At 38.9% G+C, this 19,374-nt stretch carries 19 protein-coding genes; all 19 read left to right on the forward strand.

All coding sequences use genetic code 11. The features are described 5' to 3' along the window. Positions 1 to 5 precede the first annotated feature (5 nt). The 19 genes from AUF14_RS01585 to AUF14_RS22735 all read left to right on the forward strand — a co-directional run bounded on the left by AUF14_RS01585 (position 6) and on the right by AUF14_RS22735 (position 19,362). On the forward strand, positions 6 to 809 hold the full coding sequence (locus AUF14_RS01585; RefSeq protein WP_016180398.1) for a PTS mannose/fructose/sorbose transporter subunit IIC: 804 nt from the start codon (positions 6 to 8) through the stop codon (positions 807 to 809). A gap of 21 nt (positions 810 to 830) precedes the next feature. Next, positions 831 to 1,742, forward strand: a complete 912-nt coding sequence (locus tag AUF14_RS01590; RefSeq protein WP_016180399.1) for a PTS system mannose/fructose/sorbose family transporter subunit IID — start codon at positions 831 to 833, stop codon at positions 1,740 to 1,742. 115 nt (positions 1,743 to 1,857) lie between these two features. After that, on the forward strand, positions 1,858 to 2,229 hold the full coding sequence (locus AUF14_RS01595) for a DUF956 family protein (RefSeq protein WP_016180400.1): 372 nt from the start codon (positions 1,858 to 1,860) through the stop codon (positions 2,227 to 2,229). Between the two features lie 158 nt (positions 2,230 to 2,387). Next, positions 2,388 to 4,154: a PTS mannitol transporter subunit IICBA gene (locus AUF14_RS01600; protein WP_016180401.1), complete on the forward strand. Its 1,767-nt coding sequence runs from the start codon at positions 2,388 to 2,390 to the stop codon at positions 4,152 to 4,154. A gap of 87 nt (positions 4,155 to 4,241) precedes the next feature. Continuing rightward, positions 4,242 to 6,293, forward strand: coding sequence for a BglG family transcription antiterminator (locus AUF14_RS01605; protein WP_016180402.1), 2,052 nt, complete (start codon positions 4,242 to 4,244; stop codon positions 6,291 to 6,293). Positions 6,294 to 6,326: 33 nt separating this feature from the next. Further along, positions 6,327 to 6,764 carry a PTS sugar transporter subunit IIA gene (locus tag AUF14_RS01610; protein WP_016180403.1) on the forward strand — a complete coding sequence of 146 codons (438 nt, stop codon included), beginning with the start codon at positions 6,327 to 6,329 and terminating at the stop codon, positions 6,762 to 6,764. 1 nt (position 6,765) lies between these two features. Beyond that, positions 6,766 to 7,905 carry a mannitol-1-phosphate 5-dehydrogenase gene (locus tag AUF14_RS01615; protein WP_016180404.1) on the forward strand — a complete coding sequence of 380 codons (1,140 nt, stop codon included), beginning with the start codon at positions 6,766 to 6,768 and terminating at the stop codon, positions 7,903 to 7,905. 379 nt (positions 7,906 to 8,284) lie between these two features. Next, positions 8,285 to 9,553: a M20/M25/M40 family metallo-hydrolase gene (locus AUF14_RS01620; RefSeq protein ID WP_016180405.1), complete on the forward strand. Its 1,269-nt coding sequence runs from the start codon at positions 8,285 to 8,287 to the stop codon at positions 9,551 to 9,553. Continuing rightward, a complete protein-coding gene (locus AUF14_RS01625; RefSeq protein WP_016180406.1) occupies positions 9,550 to 10,356 on the forward strand; it encodes a DUF3100 domain-containing protein in 807 nt (268 codons plus the stop codon). The genes AUF14_RS01620 and AUF14_RS01625 overlap by 4 nt, the downstream gene beginning before the upstream one ends. Then, on the forward strand, positions 10,337 to 10,825 hold the full coding sequence (locus tag AUF14_RS01630; RefSeq protein WP_016180407.1) for a hypothetical protein: 489 nt from the start codon (positions 10,337 to 10,339) through the stop codon (positions 10,823 to 10,825). The genes AUF14_RS01625 and AUF14_RS01630 overlap by 20 nt, the downstream gene beginning before the upstream one ends. A gap of 198 nt (positions 10,826 to 11,023) precedes the next feature. Beyond that, complete coding sequence (gene nagB, locus AUF14_RS01635) at positions 11,024 to 11,725, forward strand: glucosamine-6-phosphate deaminase (RefSeq protein ID WP_016180408.1); 702 nt, start codon at positions 11,024 to 11,026, stop codon at positions 11,723 to 11,725. A 276-nt stretch (positions 11,726 to 12,001) separates the two neighbouring features. Beyond that, positions 12,002 to 12,628 (forward strand): CatB-related O-acetyltransferase, encoded by a 627-nt coding sequence (locus AUF14_RS01640; RefSeq protein ID WP_034876180.1) that lies wholly within the window; start codon positions 12,002 to 12,004, stop codon positions 12,626 to 12,628. Between the two features lie 98 nt (positions 12,629 to 12,726). Next, entirely contained in the window at positions 12,727 to 13,434 is a 708-nt protein-coding gene (locus tag AUF14_RS01645; RefSeq protein ID WP_049218430.1) for a pseudouridine synthase, read from the forward strand. Positions 13,435 to 13,517: 83 nt separating this feature from the next. After that, a complete protein-coding gene (locus AUF14_RS01650) occupies positions 13,518 to 14,222 on the forward strand; it encodes an MgtC/SapB family protein (protein ID WP_016180411.1) in 705 nt (234 codons plus the stop codon). Between the two features lie 138 nt (positions 14,223 to 14,360). Next, the gene (locus AUF14_RS01655) at positions 14,361 to 15,035 is read left to right on the forward strand and encodes a response regulator transcription factor (protein WP_016180412.1); all 675 of its coding nucleotides are present in this window, start codon (positions 14,361 to 14,363) and stop codon (positions 15,033 to 15,035) included. After that, positions 15,008 to 16,135, forward strand: a complete 1,128-nt coding sequence (locus AUF14_RS01660) for a sensor histidine kinase (RefSeq protein WP_016180413.1) — start codon at positions 15,008 to 15,010, stop codon at positions 16,133 to 16,135. The genes AUF14_RS01655 and AUF14_RS01660 overlap by 28 nt, the downstream gene beginning before the upstream one ends. Before the next feature lie 102 nt (positions 16,136 to 16,237). Next, complete coding sequence (locus tag AUF14_RS01665) at positions 16,238 to 16,897, forward strand: ABC transporter ATP-binding protein (protein ID WP_016180414.1); 660 nt, start codon at positions 16,238 to 16,240, stop codon at positions 16,895 to 16,897. Next, entirely contained in the window at positions 16,898 to 18,367 is a 1,470-nt protein-coding gene (locus AUF14_RS22730) for an ABC transporter permease (RefSeq protein ID WP_227656319.1), read from the forward strand. Beyond that, entirely contained in the window at positions 18,340 to 19,362 is a 1,023-nt protein-coding gene (locus AUF14_RS22735) for an ABC transporter permease (protein ID WP_227656320.1), read from the forward strand. The genes AUF14_RS22730 and AUF14_RS22735 overlap by 28 nt, the downstream gene beginning before the upstream one ends. Positions 19,363 to 19,374 lie beyond the last annotated feature (12 nt).

The raw sequence follows: 19,374 nt of genomic DNA on the forward strand, positions 1-19,374 counted from the left end.
TTATAATGTCTGGTATTTCAATGGTATTAGTAGTAATCGTTGCCTTTCTAGCAGGTATGGAAGGGATTTTGGATGAATTCCAATTCCATCAACCGCTAGTAGCATGTACATTAATTGGTTTAGTAACCGGTAATTTAGAAGCTGGGATCGTGTTAGGCGGCTCACTTCAAATGATCGCCTTAGGTTGGGCAAACATCGGGGCTGCTGTGGCACCGGATGCTGCGTTAGCATCTGTTGCATCTGCAATTATTTTAGTTTTAGGTGGTCAAGGAGTTAAAGGTGTTTCTTCAGCTATCGCAATCGCTGTTCCTTTAGCTGTAGCTGGTTTGTTCTTAACAATGATCGTTCGTACATTAGCTGTGCCAATCGTTCACTTTATGGATGCTGCAGCTGAAAAAGGAAATATGCGTCAAGTTGAAATGTGGCATATTATCGCTGTATGTATGCAAGGTGTTCGTATTGCGATTCCTTCAGCTGCATTATTAGTAATTCCTGCTGACACTGTACGTGGATTCTTAGAATCAATGCCTGCTTGGTTAACTGATGGTATGGCTATCGGTGGTGGTATGGTCGTTGCCGTTGGTTACGCTATGGTTATCAACATGATGGCTACAAAAGAAGTATGGCCATTCTTCGCGATTGGTTTTGCTATCGCAGCACTTTCTGAATTAACGTTGATCGCACTAGGTGTTATCGCAGTTGCATTCGCTTTGATTTACTTGAACCTACAAGAAAGTTCTGGTGGATCTTCTAATGGTGGCGGAGGCAATACTGGCGATCCGCTTGGCGATATTTTGAATGATTATTAATCTTGAAGGAGGAGAAATAAAATGGCAGAAAAAATCGAATTAAGTAAAAGAGATCGTTTAGCCGTTGCATGGCGTTCTACCTTCATTCAAGGTTCTTGGAACTACGAACGTATGCAAAATGGTGGTTGGTGTTTTGCAATGCTACCAGCGATCAAAAAATTATACAAAACAAAAGAAGACCGTACGTTAGCAATGCAACGTCACTTGGAATTCTTTAATACACACCCATATATCGCTTCACCAATCATCGGAGTAACTCTTGCGCTTGAAGAAGAACGCGCAAATGGCGCTCCAGTTGATGATGTAGCAATCCAAGGGGTTAAGGTTGGTATGATGGGACCTTTAGCCGGTGTTGGTGACCCAGTGTTCTGGTTTACTGTACGTCCGATGTTAGGTGCTCTAGGTGCTTCATTAGCGTTAGCTGGAAACATTTTAGGACCAATCATTTTCTTCCTTGCTTGGAATATTATTCGTTGGGCATTCATGTGGTATACACAAGAATTTGGCTATCGTGCTGGTTCTAAAATCACTGATGACCTTTCAGGTGGTCTATTACAAAAGGTTACTAAAGGTGCATCCATTCTAGGTATGTTTGTTTTAGGAGCTTTAGTGCAACGGTGGGTAAACGTGAAATTTACACCGGTTGTTTCTACTGTTAAGTTAGACAAAGGTGCTTATATCGAATGGGACAAATTACCTGCTGGTGCTCAAGGAATTAAAGAAGCTCTTTCTCAACAAGCTTCTGGTCTTGCTTTAGATAGTTCTAAAGTAACTACTTTACAAGATAACTTAGATTCATTAATTCCAGGTCTTGCTGCATTACTATTGACATTGCTTTGCATGTGGTTATTGAAGAAAAAAGTTTCTCCAATCGTTATCATTCTTGGCTTGTTCGTAGTAGGCGTTGGCTTGCACGTATTAGGTATTATGTAAAAAAGTCACTCATTAATGAAAAATGCTCGGGCTTGCCCGAGCATTTTTTGCTTAATAAGAGTAAAATAAAGTATAATGATTCAATAGATACATATAAGGAAATGGAGTAGGTCTTATGGTTCAGTCAATCAATACAAAGGTCGATTTGACAATCGATGCTACCTCGTACTTAGGTGTCGCAGATTATGGGAAGATTATGATTGGTGATAAGGGATTTGAATTTTTCAATAATCGAGATGCAAGAAAGTTTGTTCAAATTCCTTGGGAAGAAGTAGATTACGTTATTGCTTCTGTTGTTTTTAAGGGAAAATGGATTCCACGTTACGCGATACAAACGAAAAAGAATGGCACTTATTCTTTTGCATCAAAGGAACCCAAAAAAGTGTTAAGAGCAATACGTGAATACGTAGATCCAGATCATATGGTTCGATCACTAGGATTTTTTGATGTTATCAAACGTGGGGTACGAAACAAATTTAATAAGTAAGACAAAGTCGTTTATCTATTAGATAAGCGGCTTTTAATTTTGGCACAAACTTCTGTGCCAAAGCTCTATCTACATTTGATTGAAAGCGGATACTCATGGATATATGATAAATATGTAAACGAAATCATTTCATAATTATTTCTAAGGAGGAAAAGAAGATGGAAATGCAAGCTACTGGACAAAAGGGTGGACTAAAAGCAAAAGTCCAGCGTCTCGGAAGTCATTTGTCGGGAATGGTTATGCCCAATATTGGCGGATTTATTGCTTGGGGTGTTATCACTGCTTTATTTATTCCAGATGGGTATATTCCAAATGAACAGCTAGCTTCACTGGTTGATCCAATGCTGAAATTTTTATTGCCATTATTAATCGCTTATACAGGCGGCAGCATGGTACATGGACAACGTGGTGCAGTTGTTGGGGCAATCGCAGCTATGGGGGTTATCGTAGGATCGGATGTACCGATGTTTATCGGTGCAATGATGATGGGACCTTTGGGTGGATGGTGCATCAAGAAGTTTGATGACGCTTTCCAAGAAAAGATTAAGGCTGGATTTGAAATGTTAGTCAATAACTTTTCTTCTGGTTTGATTGGATTTGCTTTAGCAATTGTTGGGTATTATGCGATTGGCCCAGTTGTTGGCTCGTTAACCAATTTGATGGCAGCCGGTGTTGAGTCAATTATCAACATGCATTTGTTACCATTGGCAAATATTTTTATTGAACCTGCAAAAATTTTATTCTTGAACAATGCGATTAACCACGGAATTTTGACTCCGCTAGGTATTGAACAAGCAGCAGAAGCTGGAAAATCAGTCCTATTCTTATTAGAAGCAAATCCTGGACCAGGTTTAGGAATCTTATTAGCCTTCACATTGTTTGGAAAAGGTGCGGCGAAATCTTCTGCACCGGGCGCGATCATTATTCAATTTTTAGGTGGGATTCATGAGATTTATTTCCCATACGTAATGATGAAACCACTTTTATTCCTAGCTGTTATGGCAGGCGGGGTTGCTGGAACATTTACTTTCCAATTATTAGGTGCCGGTTTACGAGCAGCAGCATCACCAGGTTCGATCATTGCTGTTATGGCTATGACACCGCCAGATGCGATTTTTGCTAACTTAGCAGGGATTGTTGTAGGATGCGTTGTTTCGTTCTTAGTGGCTATGGTTATTATTAAATCGGATCATAATGAAGAAGAAGACTTAGCGGCGACTCAAGCAGCAGTTGCCGATGCAAAAGCACAAAGCAAAGGTCAAAGTGCAATGAAAGCTGACAATCAAGAAATGTTTGGCAACATTAACAAAATCATCTTTGCTTGCGATGCTGGTATGGGATCAAGTGCAATGGGTGCATCAGTATTGCGTGATAAAGTGAAAAAAGCTGGATTATCATTACCAGTTTCTAACTCGGCAATCAATAACTTGAGTGATGATCCGAATGCTTTGATCGTGACACAAGAAGAACTGCATGATCGTGCAAGCCAAAAAGCACCAAGTGCAACCTTCGTTCAAGTGGAAAACTTCATGAACTCTCCACGCTATGATGAAATCGTGGAACGCTTATCCGCAGAACCAGCAGCAGGTGACAGCGAAAAAAAGCCTCTGACAGATGATGTGGTACAAGGTTTAGCAGACTACTCGAAAGTCGATCACATTGTCTTTGGTTATGATCAAGTGAAAGGATCTGCCAATATGGGTGCAACGATTTTGAAAAAATTATTGAAAGACAACGGAATGGATTATCCTGTAACAGTTGAACTAATCAATGTTTTACAAGATAAGCCGAGTGCTTTAATCATTACAAACAGTGAAGAGACAGTTAAAGCAGAGCAACAGGCACCAAGTGCTACACATGTGCCATTAAACGATCTAGTTGCTTCTGAAAAATATGACAAGGTCATTCAAAATTTAAGGAAATAAGTGGTCTTTTATCCAGAATCGTATTACTCTTAAAGCAGTGAGGATTCTCACTGCTTTTACCCTTTTGACATTATTGGAGGAGATATTGTGTATTTTTCGATTCGCGAAAAAAAGATACTTTCCCTTTTATTAGATTATCCAAATGGCATTACTTCAGAAGAATTGCAAGATATTTTACAGGTTAGCAAACGAACGGTTTACCGAGAGATCTCAAGTATAGAAAAGACGATTAAGTCACAGGATATTCAGATTATCAAGCCTCGTGGCGAAGGCTATCGAATTGTGGGAGAAACTTTAAACTTAGAACGTTTGCAGCAGCAATTAGGCGAAAAACAAGCAGAACTATTTACAGATAACGTTCAGCGGCAAAGTGCAATTGTTTGTTCTTTATTGTTAATGGATGAAGAAGCGACGATTGAGGGCTTAGCGATTGATTTTAAAGTAAGTTCAGCGACGATTACTTCTGATTTAGCTACAATAGAAAAAAGCTTGATTGATTACCGATTAGAGCTGCAGCGTCTCAAGGGTCGCGGCATACGAATTGTCGGTCGTGAAAAGCAACGTCGTCAGTTATTAAGTAATTTGATCTATAACGGTGTTAGTGAGTTTGATTTTTTCCAATTCATTGATTCCCTAGATGAAAAGAAAAAAACGACGGATAACTTCTTTTTGAATTTGTTGAGTCAATCAAGTCTATTGTTAGCTCGAAGAATTTTTGAGCAGATTTCTCAGCAGTCGTTTGAGCAGGTTACAGACAATCAACTACAGCGTGTATTGATTTTATTGGCTCTATCGATTGATCGTATGTCTCAAGAGCGTTTTGTAGAAGTTGAGCAGGAGACAAAAGCAAAGCCTGAAAGTATGCAGATTGCTAGTCAAATCATGATTAAAGTTGCAACGACGCTGAAAAAATCGATACCGCCACAGGAGGTTCGTTTCTTTGCCTTTCAATTAGAAGGGGTAAATTATAAGAAGCCGCAAAATATTTTCATTGACAGTTTTGATGTAGAGCTTTCCTATAAGATTAAAGAATTGATTCGTTTGGTTTCTGAAACGTCTGGTATTGATTTTCGAAAAGATGAACAGCTTTTCAATGATTTATCGGCCCATATGTCGGCCGCTTTAAAACGAAATTTGACCGTTCTTCAGGGAGCAAACAACCCGTTATTACAAAAAATTCGTGATAAGTATCAAGAATTGACAGCAGCGATCATCAAAGAATTGGCGGTTGTTTTTCCGGATCATCAATTTACTGCTGATGAATTAGGTTACGTCGTGATCCATTTCGCAACTTCTCTGGAGCGTCATCCTAGTGGGCGAGCACTATCTGCATTAGTATTATGTTCCAGTGGGATTGGGACAGCACGAATATTAGAGAGTCGAATTCACAAGTATTTAAACGAGATTGAAAAAGTGCAAGTGGCAAAAATTTCTGAAATGAATCAATTGGATTATAAAAGCTATGATCTGATTCTAGCGACGGTCTTTTTACCAGGATTTAATTTGCCGTACAAAGTGATTTCACCTTTATTATTGGATGACGAAATTAAAGAAATCAAAGACTATATCCAAACGCTGCACCCAGATAAGGCGTATGTACATGTAGATGAACCGGAACAAGAGCCTAGCGAAGCCTTTGATGAGATTTATGAGACCATGCGAATCGCCAATAGTCTATTACAAAACTTTGATGTTAAACAGATAAACACAAAAGAAACAATTGAGCTGACCTTAGAAGAGATTATTGATCAGATGCAAGGTACGATCGTATCAGATGCCAAAATCGTGACGAACAAAGTGATTCAACGATATTTGGTGGCGCCGATTGGTGTGCCGAAAACCAATTTTGCCTTATTTCATTGTGCGGATGCACATGTCAAGGAACCATTATTTACCATTTATGACTTAGATCGGAAGTTCTTGATTCAAGGAATGGATAAAAAAAGTATTGATTTAACCCGGGTACTATTACTGTTAGCACCCGATCCAATGCCAGAAAGCCAACAAAGTTTGTTAGGAAAAATCAGCAGTTCGGTCATCGAAAGTGATCTGAATACTGAAATCTACAAATTCGGCAATAAAGAGATTATCTATCAATTATTGAGTTCTTTGTTTGTCAAAGAAATTCGAGAAAACTAGCGCAAGCTTTTAAAAATCGGGGAGGAATTTAAAATGGAATTACAGCCAGAAATGATTTTATTAGACCAAGAATTTGCCAACAAGGAAGAGGCGATCCGTGCAAGCGGACAGTTGTTAGTGGATGCTGGTTGTGTGGAAGAAGGCTATGTTGATGCCATGATCGAAAGAAATAAGCTGGTCTCTGTTTATATGGGAAACTTTATCGCGATCCCTCATGGAACCGATGAAGCGAAGCGCTATGTAAAGAAAAGCGGTATTTCGGTGATCCAGGTTCCTACGGGGGTTCACTTTGGGAAAGATGATACAGAAGACGTAGCGATGGTGCTATTTGGAATTGCTGGGATCGAAAACGAGCATTTAGATATCTTGCAAAAGATCGCAATCTTTTGTTCTGATGTTGAAAATGTCGTTAAATTAGCAGATGCAAAAACAAAAGAAGAAGTCATTAGCTATCTTCAGGAGGTAGAATAGGATGCAAGCAACACACTTTGGCGCAGGAAATATTGGACGTGGATTTATTGGAGAAATTTTAGCAAAAAATGGTTTTTCAATTGATTTTGTTGATATCAATGAAACAATTATCAATGCATTGAATGAACGCAACGAATACACGATTCAATTAGCAGATGAAAGTCAAAAAGAAATTCATGTCGCAAATGTGGACGGCTTGAACAATCAAACCAATCCAGAGGCTGTGATTGATTCCGTTAGTAAAGCAGATATTGTAACGACAGCGATTGGACCCAATATCTTACCCTTTATCGCAGAATTAATTGCTAAAGGGATTCAAAAACGTCGCAGTGAAGGCAATACAGCTGCTCTAGATGTAGTAGCCTGCGAAAATATGATTGGCGGTAGTCAATTTTTATTTGAAAAGGTCCAAACTTTTTTATCCGCAGAAGATCTGGCTTTTGTAGACCAATGCATCGGATTTCCCAATGCGGCAGTCGATCGAATTGTGCCAATCCAACATCACGATGATCCATTGTTCGTATCAGTGGAACCTTTCAGTGAATGGGTAATTGATGCGACACAAAGTAAAAACAAAGAGCTGCGTCTAGAAGGTGTGGAATATGTAGAGGATTTGGAACCTTATATTGAACGGAAGTTATTCTCCGTCAATACTGGACATGCGACGGTTGCTTATACTGGAGCATATGCAGGGTATCAAACAATCGATGAAGCGATTGCCGATGAACGTGTGCTAGAGAAATTACGTGCAGTTCTTGGCGAAACGGGAGAGTTATTGATTAATAAATGGAATTTTGATAAAGAGAAGCATTTTGCTTACATTGATAAGATCGTTAGTCGTTTCGAAAATAAATACATTTCAGATAGTATCAGTCGTGTGGCGCGGACACCGATTCGTAAGTTGGGCTTTGATGAACGATTCATTCGTCCGATTCGGGAATTGAAGGAGCGCGGACTTGAATACGATAATTTAGTAGATGTCGTAGCAATGGTTTTGAAATACGATGATCCGAACGATGAACAAAGTGTTGAATTGCAAGGGTTGCTAAAAGAGAAATCAGCAGCCGAAGTGATCCAGCAGGTTACTGATTTAAAAGATAATGAGTTAATCGCTGAAATTTCAGCAACATATCACAAATAGCTCTTCCTTTCTCCACCGCGATAAATAATTGCGGTGGGGAATTTTTTTATTTATAAAGAAATTTCGTTTCAAAAACCGGCTGAAAATTATCTGTTTTCAAATTTATAAATAAGTTTTTTGGACGAGTTTTGAAAATTACATCATTTTAAACATTATCTATTTGGCAAATAAATAAACATTATGAGTTGTGATTGCCGAAATAGTTCGTGTTTTTGGCAAAATGCTCTTGATTCTTTCTTTTTAAAAAGATATTATAAACAAGTCGAGAAATTTCGTTTCATGAAGCACTCGAATGAAATAGGCGTTCTATGCTTAAAGAGTGACAATTTATACTAGTTTCTTAACTATTCATTTTTGAATGACAATAAGGGGGAGTTAAATGACGACGTTTGCTAAGTATTATCAACAATTGAAGGAATTTACGGAAGATTTATTTTTACATCCAGAACTGGGCTATAAAGAACATCGCACATCTGAAAAAGTAATCGAAGAGTTGACCCGAATTCATCCATCGATAGAATTGTCTAAATTTTCAGAAACAGGGATTAAAACATTTTTATCAACAGATAAAAAACGAACGATGGCATTTATTGCAGAGTTAGACGCGGTTTATGCACCGACACATTTTCAAGCAGATCCTCAGACGGGGGCTGCTCACAATTGTGGGCATTTTACTCAGGTGGCAATCGCATTGTCCTTGTATGATCATTACATTAAAACTGGAAACTATAAGAAATTAGACTTTAATTTATGCTTTATCTTTGTACCGGCGGAAGAATATTTAGATTTGGATTATCGTAAAGAGCTTCGAGCTGCTGGTAAAATCCAGTTCTTAGGGGGAAAACCGGAAGCAATGTCATTAGGGATTTTTGATGATGTTGATTTTGGTGTTTGTGTCCATGCTATCGGGGAAGTCTTCGAACGGCCGACGATCGAAGTGAATTGTGATTTAGCCGGCTTCCTGTATAAGCGTTATCATTTTTCTGGAAAAGCGGCTCATGCGGGCTTTGATCCTTTTTCAGGTATTAATGCCTACAGTATATCGACGTTATTCAATACAGCGATCGGGTTAAGTCGCCAACAGTTTAAGGATACAGAATCGATTCGAGTGAACCCCATTGTAATGGAGAGCGATATGTCGACAAATGTTGTTCCGAATCACATTACGGTAGGAACTGACCTGCGCTGTAAGACACTAGAATACATGCCAGAAGTAGCGCGAAAGCTAGATCGTGCCGCACAAGGAAGTGCGTATGCTTTGGAGGGCGAAGTAACGATTGAAACGGAGCTGGGCTACCTGCCATTTGTTCAAGATCGTTATCTAAATAGTTTTGTGGAGCGGACCTTTGCGAAGTTCGATAAGATTCCGGACATTATTGATGATCGTGGCGGGATTGCAGCAGCTGGTGATATTGGTGATTTAGCATTTATGATGCCTTGTATCCAAATCAGTTATGGTGGATTTGAAGGAACAATTCATGGAGATGATTTTAAAATGATCGATCCAGAATTTGTTTTAGAGACCTTCCCAGAATTTTTATCAGAGGTGCTAATGGAAATGTCTGGCAACTTGGATGAGGAAAAAATCTATCGTCGTTCATTTAAAGAATATAAAGAATTAATTGATTCAATTGGAGGGAATGTATGAAGAAGCAATTAGTGTGGTTAGTTGGTTTTGTGGTGGCGGTGGTAACGATCGCAGAATTGATCGGGATGCAATTCATTACGTTAGGAAATACGACTGTTACCGTTTTACCGTTAGTATTTTCTGTTTTATTGGCGATGCTGTTTGGATTACCAGTGCTTCGCAAAGGGTTAGTTGCTAAAATTTATTCAAAGGGCAATATTCAATTTTCAGCGAAGTATTTATTGTATATTATGCTGCCGTTAATGGCACGTTATGGCGCGGATGTAGCCCCAAGATTGAAGGAAATATTGAGTGTTGGCTGGGTGTTCTTATTCCAAGAATTGGGAAACGTGGGAACGGTTCTTATTGGTTTGCCAGTAGCGCTTATGTTAGGCTTGCGTCGGGAGGCTATCGGTGCAACTCTGGGTCTAGGTCGGGAAGGCGAGCTAGCGTATATTTCTGAAAAGTATACACTAGATTCTGCCGAAGGACGCGGGGTATTATCGCTTTATTTGATTGGTACATTATTCGGGTCGATTTTCTTTAGTATTTTTGCGCCGATCATGGCTGGGCTTGGTTTTGATTATCGCGCGTTAGCCATGAGTTCAGGAGTCGGCTCTGCCAGCATGATGACGGCAGCTTCATCTTCTTTAATTGCTTTAATGCCTGAAAATGAAACGACGATCGCAGCCTATGCCGCTGCGAGTCAATTGTTGACCAGTTTTTTAGGAACCTATACGATGGTATTTATTGCAGTGCCATTGCAGCGTTTCATGTACAACTTACTGACAGGAGGATCACGCCGTGGAAAAGAAACAGTCTAATGAATATATTAAGATTTCACTTGTATTATTATTAAGTATCTGCTTGATTTTATTTACACAGGGAATTAAATTACTTAAAAATCCAGCCTCTACTCCGATTACCTTTAACACGATTCAAGGATTAGTGGTATTGTGGGCTTTTTCTATGATTGGCGTATTTATCTCAACGTTAGTGAAGAAAACCAACATCAAAATTCTAGCTGATTTTCCAATTTTAGGCTGGGTGTCCTTAACATCCTTGTTTTTCTGTCTACTTTCTGACTTTTTTGTTCAAGCGATTGCCGGTGTTGACTTTTTATCGATCACCACGCCGATTTTAGCGTTTGCGGGTCTGTCAGTGGCAGATAGTTTGATGGATTTACGGAAGACTTCTTGGCGCGTTGCGATTGTTGCTATCTTTGTTTTTATTGGAACGTATCTTGGAAGTGCGATCATTGCACAGATCGGATTGCTTTTAACAGGGAAATAAAAAAATCTCCAGAGCAGAGAAAATTCTGTTCTGGAGATTTTTTTGGAAAAGCTTTACCTTCTTAATGAAATTGATAATAATGATCTTAAGCATGAACAGTAGAAAAACTTAATATTTTGGTCTAGACTTTCTTATTGAAAAATTCGTTGATCGGTGTTAAAATTGGTGTATACCAAATTGATAAAGGAGCGTTTACCCATGAAAGTAATTCGTGTGAAAGATGCCAATGAAGGCGGAAAAAAAGCATTTGAAATCATCAAAGATGGAATGGAAAACGGCGTAAAAGTATTAGGTCTAGCAACAGGCAGCACTCCTGAAACCTTATATAAAGAAATGACAACTAGCGATTTAGATTTTTCAGATATGACTTCTGTAAACTTAGATGAATATGTAGGATTAGATGGATCAGACGATCAAAGCTATCGTTATTTCATGAATGATCATTTATTCAACAAAAAACCATTTAAAGAAACATTCGTGCCAAATGGAAAAGCAGAAGACTTGGAAGCTGAATGCAAACGTTACGATGAAGTGATTGCTGAACATCCACTTGACTTGCAAGTATTAGGAATTGGCCGTAATGGACATATCGGTTTTAACGAACCAGGAACACCATTTGATGTCACTACGCATGTGGTTGAATTAACAGAATCAACAATCGAAGCTAATAAACGTTACTTCGATAAAGTTGAAGATGTTCCGACTCATGCATTGTCAATGGGAATCGGTTCAATTATGCAAAGTAAAAAAATCTTGTTGATGGCTTTCGGTACGGATAAAGCTGACGCAATCAAAGGCATGATTGATGGTGAAGTAACTGTTGATCTACCTGCAAGTGTTTTACAAAACCATGCTGACGTAACAGTGATCATTGACGAAGACGCAGCAAGCAAATTATAATCGTATTCAATGAAGTGCCGAGGAAAATTCCTCGGTACTTTTTTTGTGAGTTCCTCTTCGTACTTCAAGTACGTTAGTGGAATCGTGTATGCGGAGATAATAAAACTCATTTTTCGCTGTTTGCTTAGTGAACGTATTAATAGCTAGCTACTATATTAATTAAGGTTAAGGTTAAAGCTCTCAAGTGATATACTTATTTCAAGGAGCGTGAACGTATGAAGCGGTGCATTGTTTTAACTGGAATGGTTAGCTAACGAAAAAAAGGAGGAGAGAACTATTCCAGTAGAAAAGCTTTACCCTAGAAGTAATGATCATGAAACGATTTATTTGCAGCAAGCGATTACCCGACCGGCTATTTCAGTTGGAGACTACACGATTTATAATGATTTTCGCAGCGATCCCTGTGACTTTGAAAAGAACAATGTCTTGTATCAGTATCCAATCAATCATGATCGTTTGGTTATTGGCAAATTTTGTTCGATTGCTTGTGGTGCAACGTTTATTTTTAATAGCGCAAATCATAAGCAGTCAGCCCTTTCGACCTACACCTTTCCTTTATTTTATGAGGAATGGCAGCTGAAGAAGGAAGACGTGGCTTCAGCATGGGACAATAAAGGCGATATCGTGATAGGAAATGATGTCTGGATCGGCTATGAAGCAACGATTTTATCCGGTGTAACGATCGGAGATGGCGCGATCATCGGAGCAAAGGCAGTGGTGACGAAAGATGTTCCACCCTATAGCGTAGTCGGCGGTGTTCCAGCAAAGAAAATCAAACAACGATTTGATGCGGAAACGATTCAAAAATTGCAGCAGCTCAAATGGTGGGATTGGCCGGATGAAAAAATTCGACAAGCAATCCCCTATTTAAAAAATGGTGAGATCGATCAATTATTTGAATAAGCAGTACAAGCTCAGTCGATTATACGGCTGAGCTTGCTTCTTTTTCTTCTTTTGACTATAGTGAACACTAGAAAAGTAAGGTGGAGGATTTAAAGAATATGCGTTTAGACAAATTTTTAGCGGAGGTCGGCTTAGGCAGTCGTAAAGAGGTGAAACAGCTGATCAAAAAAGGTCAAATCAGCGTGAACCAGAAAATCGAAAAATCAGATAAAAAACAGATTGATCCAGAGAAGGATCAGGTTGACTATCAAGGCGAAATCTTGCATTATCAAGAGTTTTACTACTATTTATTACATAAGCCGGCTGGTGTCGTGAGTGCAACAGAGGACAAGCACGATCAGACCGTGATGGATATATTTTCACCCTCTGATTACCACAGTGATCTTTTTCCAGTGGGTCGTTTGGATAAGAATACTGAAGGGTTATTGTTAATTACCAATGATGGGAAATTAGCGCATGATTTGCTGTCTCCAAAGAAACATGTAGAAAAGGAGTATTTCGCTGAGGTTCAAGGAGTAATGACGGCTGAAGATCAACAGCGTTTTGTTGACGGGTTTTTATTAGATGGAGAACGGACGCTGCCAGCAGAATTATTGATTGATGAAGTAACGGAAAATAAATCAAAGGTACGAATTATTCTACATGAGGGGAAATTCCATCAAGTCAAACGAATGGTTAAGGCCTGCGGCAAAGAAGTGACTTATCTAAAGAGAATTCGTATGGGGAAGCTGCTGTTGACTAAAGAGTTAGTCAAAGGAGCCTACCGCTCATTAACTGAAGATGAATTAAAGGGACTAAAAGGTTAATTGGCGTTCTTTTTTTACTACCGTGCTATACTAAAGGAGAAAGCTTTTCAGAATAAAAGCAGAACTGAAGGGGTGGTGCACAGATGGATTTGAAATTATCCGTTTATGAAATTATGCTGCGGCTATTTTTAGCTATGATCATGGGTGGTGCCATCGGGATTGAACGGGAATATAAAAACCGACCTGCTGGAATTCGTACGCATATTTTAGTTTGTATGGGTGCGACGATCATCGCATTGATCCAAGTGGAGATTGCTGATCAGGCCTTGCGTTATGCAGCGGCGAAGCCAGAATTCGTCGGTGTGGTACGAGCAGATGAAGCGCGTCTAATTGCACAGGTCGTCAGCGGAATCGGTTTTCTTGGCGCCGGTACAATCATGGTCAGCAACCGTTCGGTTAAAGGGCTGACAACAGCTGCTTCGATTTGGGCAGGTGCTGGTTTGGGGATTGCCATCGGTATGGGCTATTACACGATCGCTATTTGCAGTTTTGTTGGTATTATTTTGGCTTTGACAGTGGTAAAAAGGGTCATCAAAATTAATGCCATCAAAAAGCTGGAGATTCGTTATATCCACCGCGAAGCAACCAAGGAATTTATTATGAATTATTTTGAGAGTAAAAAAATCGAAGTCGAAGATGTTGATTTCGACGTGGATTTCATGGATGATTATCGGATTTATACGAATGTCTATACGATTGATTTACCACGTGGAATGAATTATACGGATGTGATTGAGGATCTATCCATGTATAAAAATATCACAAAACTACGCATGATTAACGTGTGAAACAGAGGATAAAATCATTTAACGATGATTTTGTCCTCTTTTTTTGAATAAAGTAGTATTGTCAGAGCTTCTGTTCATTGATAGAGTTAGAAGTAAGAGTTAGTAAAATGGGATTATTTGGTATATATAGGAGGAAAAATGGGGAAAATTCTTTTATTAGAGGACGATCAAAATTTAAATAATGGGATTCAATTATGTTTGACCAGAGAAGGATACGAGGTCACGGCTTGTTTAGATATTACTTCGGCTGAACGGGCATTTGAACAACAGGAGATTGATTTAATCATCAGCGATCTTTCTTTGCCAGATGGCAGCGGCTTGGATTTTTGTCAGAAAGTTCGTGAACGATCGAATGTCTTGATATTAATGCTGACTTCTTATAATCAGGAACACGACATTGTGTCGGGTTATGTTCATGGCGCTGATGATTATATGACCAAGCCCTTTAGTTTAATGGTTTTAGTCTCAAAGGTACAGGCACTGATGAAGCGAGTAGTGCGTAATCAAGGACAAGAATTGATTTCTGGAGAATTATCAGTCTCGTTAAACGAAATGAAGGTTAAGCTGCAAGGAGAACTTTTGCCGTTGAGTAAGACGGAGATCCAATTGCTGGTGCTTTTCATGGAAAATCCGAAGCAAATTCTCTCAACAGATCAGTTACTTGATCAAATCTGGGATACTAAAGGCGAGTACGTTGACACGAATACTGTTTCAGTGAATATTAGCCGCCTGCGGCAGAAAATCGGTAAGGAACGAATTAAAACTGTTCGAGGAGTGGGGTATTTATGGATCAACGACGTTCAAAAAAAATAGTTTTGATTTACGTGTTGATATCTGTAGCCTGTTTTGCGTTGTTTATCACTCAAAATTTTAAAATGTATTCGGAAATTGAACAAGATCGCCAAGCGACTTTAGCACTGTTAGTAAAGGAAGAAAAATTTTCAGAAGCTGCGTTAATCAAGACTTTTAAAGTAAATAAGACCTCTGACTTGGCTAACGAGGGGGCTTCCTTAGAAGCAAAATATAATTTGATTGATAAAATGGATCATCCACGCCTGCTACGGACACTTCTTATTAGAAACCTGCAAATATTTACACTTTGCTGGCTGCTGATTTCGTTACTATTTTTCTGGCAGATGAAGGAAAAAATAAAACTTCAAAAAAGCTTAGAAAAGGAAACCAAAGAGTATCACGAGAGTTCAATTCAAAATGAATTGTTATTGCAGCGAAGTCAGCGTGAAGAAGGAAATTTGAAATCCAGTATTACGGATATCACGCATCAGCTAAAAACTCCAGTGGCATCATTGAAACTAAGCTTGGATATCGCACTTTCAGATCAATATGAGGAGCAGGAGCGAAGAAATTTTGCCGACCAAGCAGAAGTTCAGATCAACAAGTTGAACTTGATGCTGGATGGTTTAGCAAAAATCTCACAGCTAGAAACGGATCTGATTCAACTGAAGCCACAAAAGCTTTCCTTACAACAATTGATTAATGAAGCAGTCAATGGTGTAATCATGAAAGCAGTCGAAAAGGACATTGAGTTGGAAGTTGAATTGTCAGAGGATACTTTTGTTATGGTTGATAAAAAATGGACGCTAGAAGCTTTAGGAAATGTGTTGGAAAATGCGGTGAAATATTCGCCAAAGCAAACCACAGTGATTCTTCGGGCTTCTTCATTGGTGACTTATGTGTTGGTTGAAATTAAAGATGAAGGACCTGGAATTCCTACTGATGAGCAAAATAAGATTTATCAGCGTTTTTACCGCGGCAGTTCTAGCACGACGGCAGAAGGTTCTGGAGTAGGACTATATCTGACTCGGAAAATCATTGAAGAACAAGGCGGGACAGTTATGGTGAAGCAACGGCATCCTCGGGGATCGAATTTTCAATTGACCTTGCCAGCAACGTAATTTCTTTTCTTACAAATTTGTTATGTTCGGTGAAAGAATCCTGCAAGGGTTCTTTTTTATACTAAGAGTATAGAAATGAGATGAGGAAAGAAGGAGACGAAAATGATTTTAACAATTAGAGATCTAGTAAAGCATTATAATGATGGGGGTTCCGTCGTAAAGGCAGTTGACCATATTGATTTGGAAGTACAAAAGGGTGATTTTGTTGCGATAGTTGGTAAATCGGGCTCTGGTAAAAGTACGCTGTTGAACTTAATCGGTAGTTTAGATCGACCAGATTCAGGGCAAGTCATCATTGATGGGAAGAATGTTTTTCGAATGAAGGATGAGCAATTGGCTGTCTTTCGTCGTCAAAAGATCGGTTTTATTTTTCAGAATTACAATTTAATCCCATCGTTGAATGTTTGGGAAAATGTCGTTTTACCGATCGGTTTAGATAATCGAAGAGTCAATACAGCATTTATCGAAGACTTGTTGAAGACAATTGGATTAAGTGACCGTAAAAAAGCCTTGCCAAGCATGCTTTCTGGTGGTCAGCAGCAACGTGTGGCGATCGCACGAGCGATTGCAGCAGAACCAGCAATTATCTTGGCCGATGAGCCGACAGGAAACTTAGATACCAAGACAGAATTAGAAGTAATGTCACTTTTAAAAAAATCAGTTGAAAAATTTGGCCAAACACTAATTATGATTACTCACGATGAAGGAATCGCGCAAACGGCTGATCACATTGTCCACCTTGAAGATGGGCGGGTGATCTAAATGAAGATGATCAACCGGGTAGCGTTAGCCAACACGAAGTATCATAAAGGGAAAAATCTACTTTCCGGGATTGCAATTATTTTGACCAGTGTGTTAGTTTTCTTGATCACTTCGATTGGATTAGGGGTGGTAAATGTTCAGAATGCGGCAGTCAACAAGGTTTATCCAACATGGCATGCGATGTATCGCCAAGTCTCTGAAGAAAATATGGGAAAAATTGCTCAGCATGATTTGATTGGGGAATACGGTCTGCGTCAGGATGTCGGTGAATCCGTACTAAATAAAGATGACTTTATCCTCATTAGCTATTTGGATAACGGTGCACAAAAATTAGCTAAACAAACCTTTACGAAAGGACACGCTCCGAAAAAAGGGAACGACGCGGTGCTTTCAAGGGATGCATTGAAGACGTTGGGTTATCCGAATGCGAAAATTGGGGATACAATTAAAATTCCGATTCAGATCTATGAAGCGGACGGCATGGGTTTACAGCAGGAAAAAACATTTCGCTTAACTGGTTTTTCTCCTGATATAAAAAACCAAAATGATGAAAAAATTTTTTCAATGCTCGTTTCAAAAGATTTTATGGAGGAAGTCATTCCCAAAAAACAGCGAAGCTATCGCATGATGATTCGTCTGAACGAAACTGCTGCGACTTCAACCGATGCTATTAAGGAGCAAATCAAGGAAATTGGAAAAAATTTCGATGTTACTGAAGATAATATCGTTGAAAATAGCGACTATCTTTTTGCTAATTATATCGATCCTGCTTTTTATTCAGGGATGGCGATTATTGTAGGAATTATTTTGATTGCCGGAGCGTTAACGATTTACAGTATTTATTATGTATCTTTGATCAATAAGGTCCAAGAGTTTGGAAAATTGGCAGCTTTAGGAGCGACTAAAAGACAGATACGTCAAATCATTTTACGAGAGAACTTGATCGTTGCAGGGCTTTCGATTCCTGCTGGACTACTAATCGGGATTGCTGCAGTAAAATTTGTTTTCTTTCAGTTGATCTCATCAATTTCAAGTGAACAAGCTATGACAAAGGAGATGCGTCAGGTACTTGATAATGGCGAGGTATCCTTGATCCTTCCCTGGATTATCGCGATGACAATTGGGGTCACTTTACTAACAGTTATTTTGGCTTCTTTGAAACCTATGCGTCAAGCTAGTAAAATCATGCCGATTGAGGCAATGCGCTATACTGGGCAAATGCAAGGCAATAAAAAACAACGTAAGGGATTTATTGATCTTAATCTGCGACGCTTAGCCAATGCAAACCTTTCTAGAAATAAAAAGCGAACAATGGTCACGATTTTTTCATTGGGGATGATTGGAATTTTGTTTGTCGTCATTTCAACTGTTTTTAGTTGTATGAATCCCAAACAGGCCGCCCGTGATACGATCGCTGAAGATTATTGTATGAGTATGATAAGATGCGACCAGAACTTAAATGGACTGTGATTCAACAAAATAATCCCTTAAACAATAAGGTAATTAATAAAATTAAAGCAATCGATGGTGTTGAAAAAGTAGATGCATTTCAATCTATTACAGGAGAAGTTCCGAGTGTTAAGGATCCTGGGACAGACAAGCCAATGAGCTTATCAATTGGCGGTATTTCTAAGGATCAAATGGCTCTGATCAATAGAGATATTGAGAAAGGACATGCGACTTATGAGGAATTAAACTCAGGAGATAAAGTTATTGCGACAGGTTATATATTAGCAAATTATCCAGAAATCAAGATCGGCGATACATTGACCTTCAAATTCTTTGATGGGAATCGTACGTTTGAAAAAGACATGACAATCATTGGTGGAGGAAGCTTTGCACAATCGGTTACGAACTTTGATAATTTCTTAATGAGCAACGAGGCGATAAAAAAACTATCGAAAAATAATTTAACCTACTATGTGAATATTAAAGCTGCTAAAGGAAAAACTAAAACCGTTCAATCAGCCATTGAAAATATTGAAGAAGGAAATGAGCTGTTTCGTTTAGAAAGTTATGAAGAAGTTTTGAAACAGTGGGAAGACACGTTGCAACTGACAGCTGGGGCTGGGTATGCGATTATGCTAGTTTTGGCAATCGTTGGGATCATGAACCTAATCAATACGACAATCGATAGTATTTTAAGTCGAAAAAAAGAATTAGGCGTTATGCAGGCAATCGGCATGTCTAATCAACAAATGAAGAAAATGCTTCGAACAGAGGGTTTCGTCTATGCAGGTGGTATTATTTTACTAGCGGGAGGCCTAGGCAGTATTCTCGGATATCTGGTTTACTTGTATGCGGAAAGTCATTCGTTGATGCAAATTAAAGTGTATCAATACCCATTAATCCAAGTTTTGCTGATGATTTTCTTAGTTGTTATCGTACAATTGATTCTGACTTATGCAACGACCACGATCGTCAATAAAGAAACAGTCATCAAACGAATTCAGGCGTCAGAATAAAAAAATGCAGCC

It is taken from the genome of Enterococcus avium (assembly GCF_002891025.1).
GTDB lineage: Bacteria > Bacillota > Bacilli > Lactobacillales > Enterococcaceae > Enterococcus_A > Enterococcus_A avium.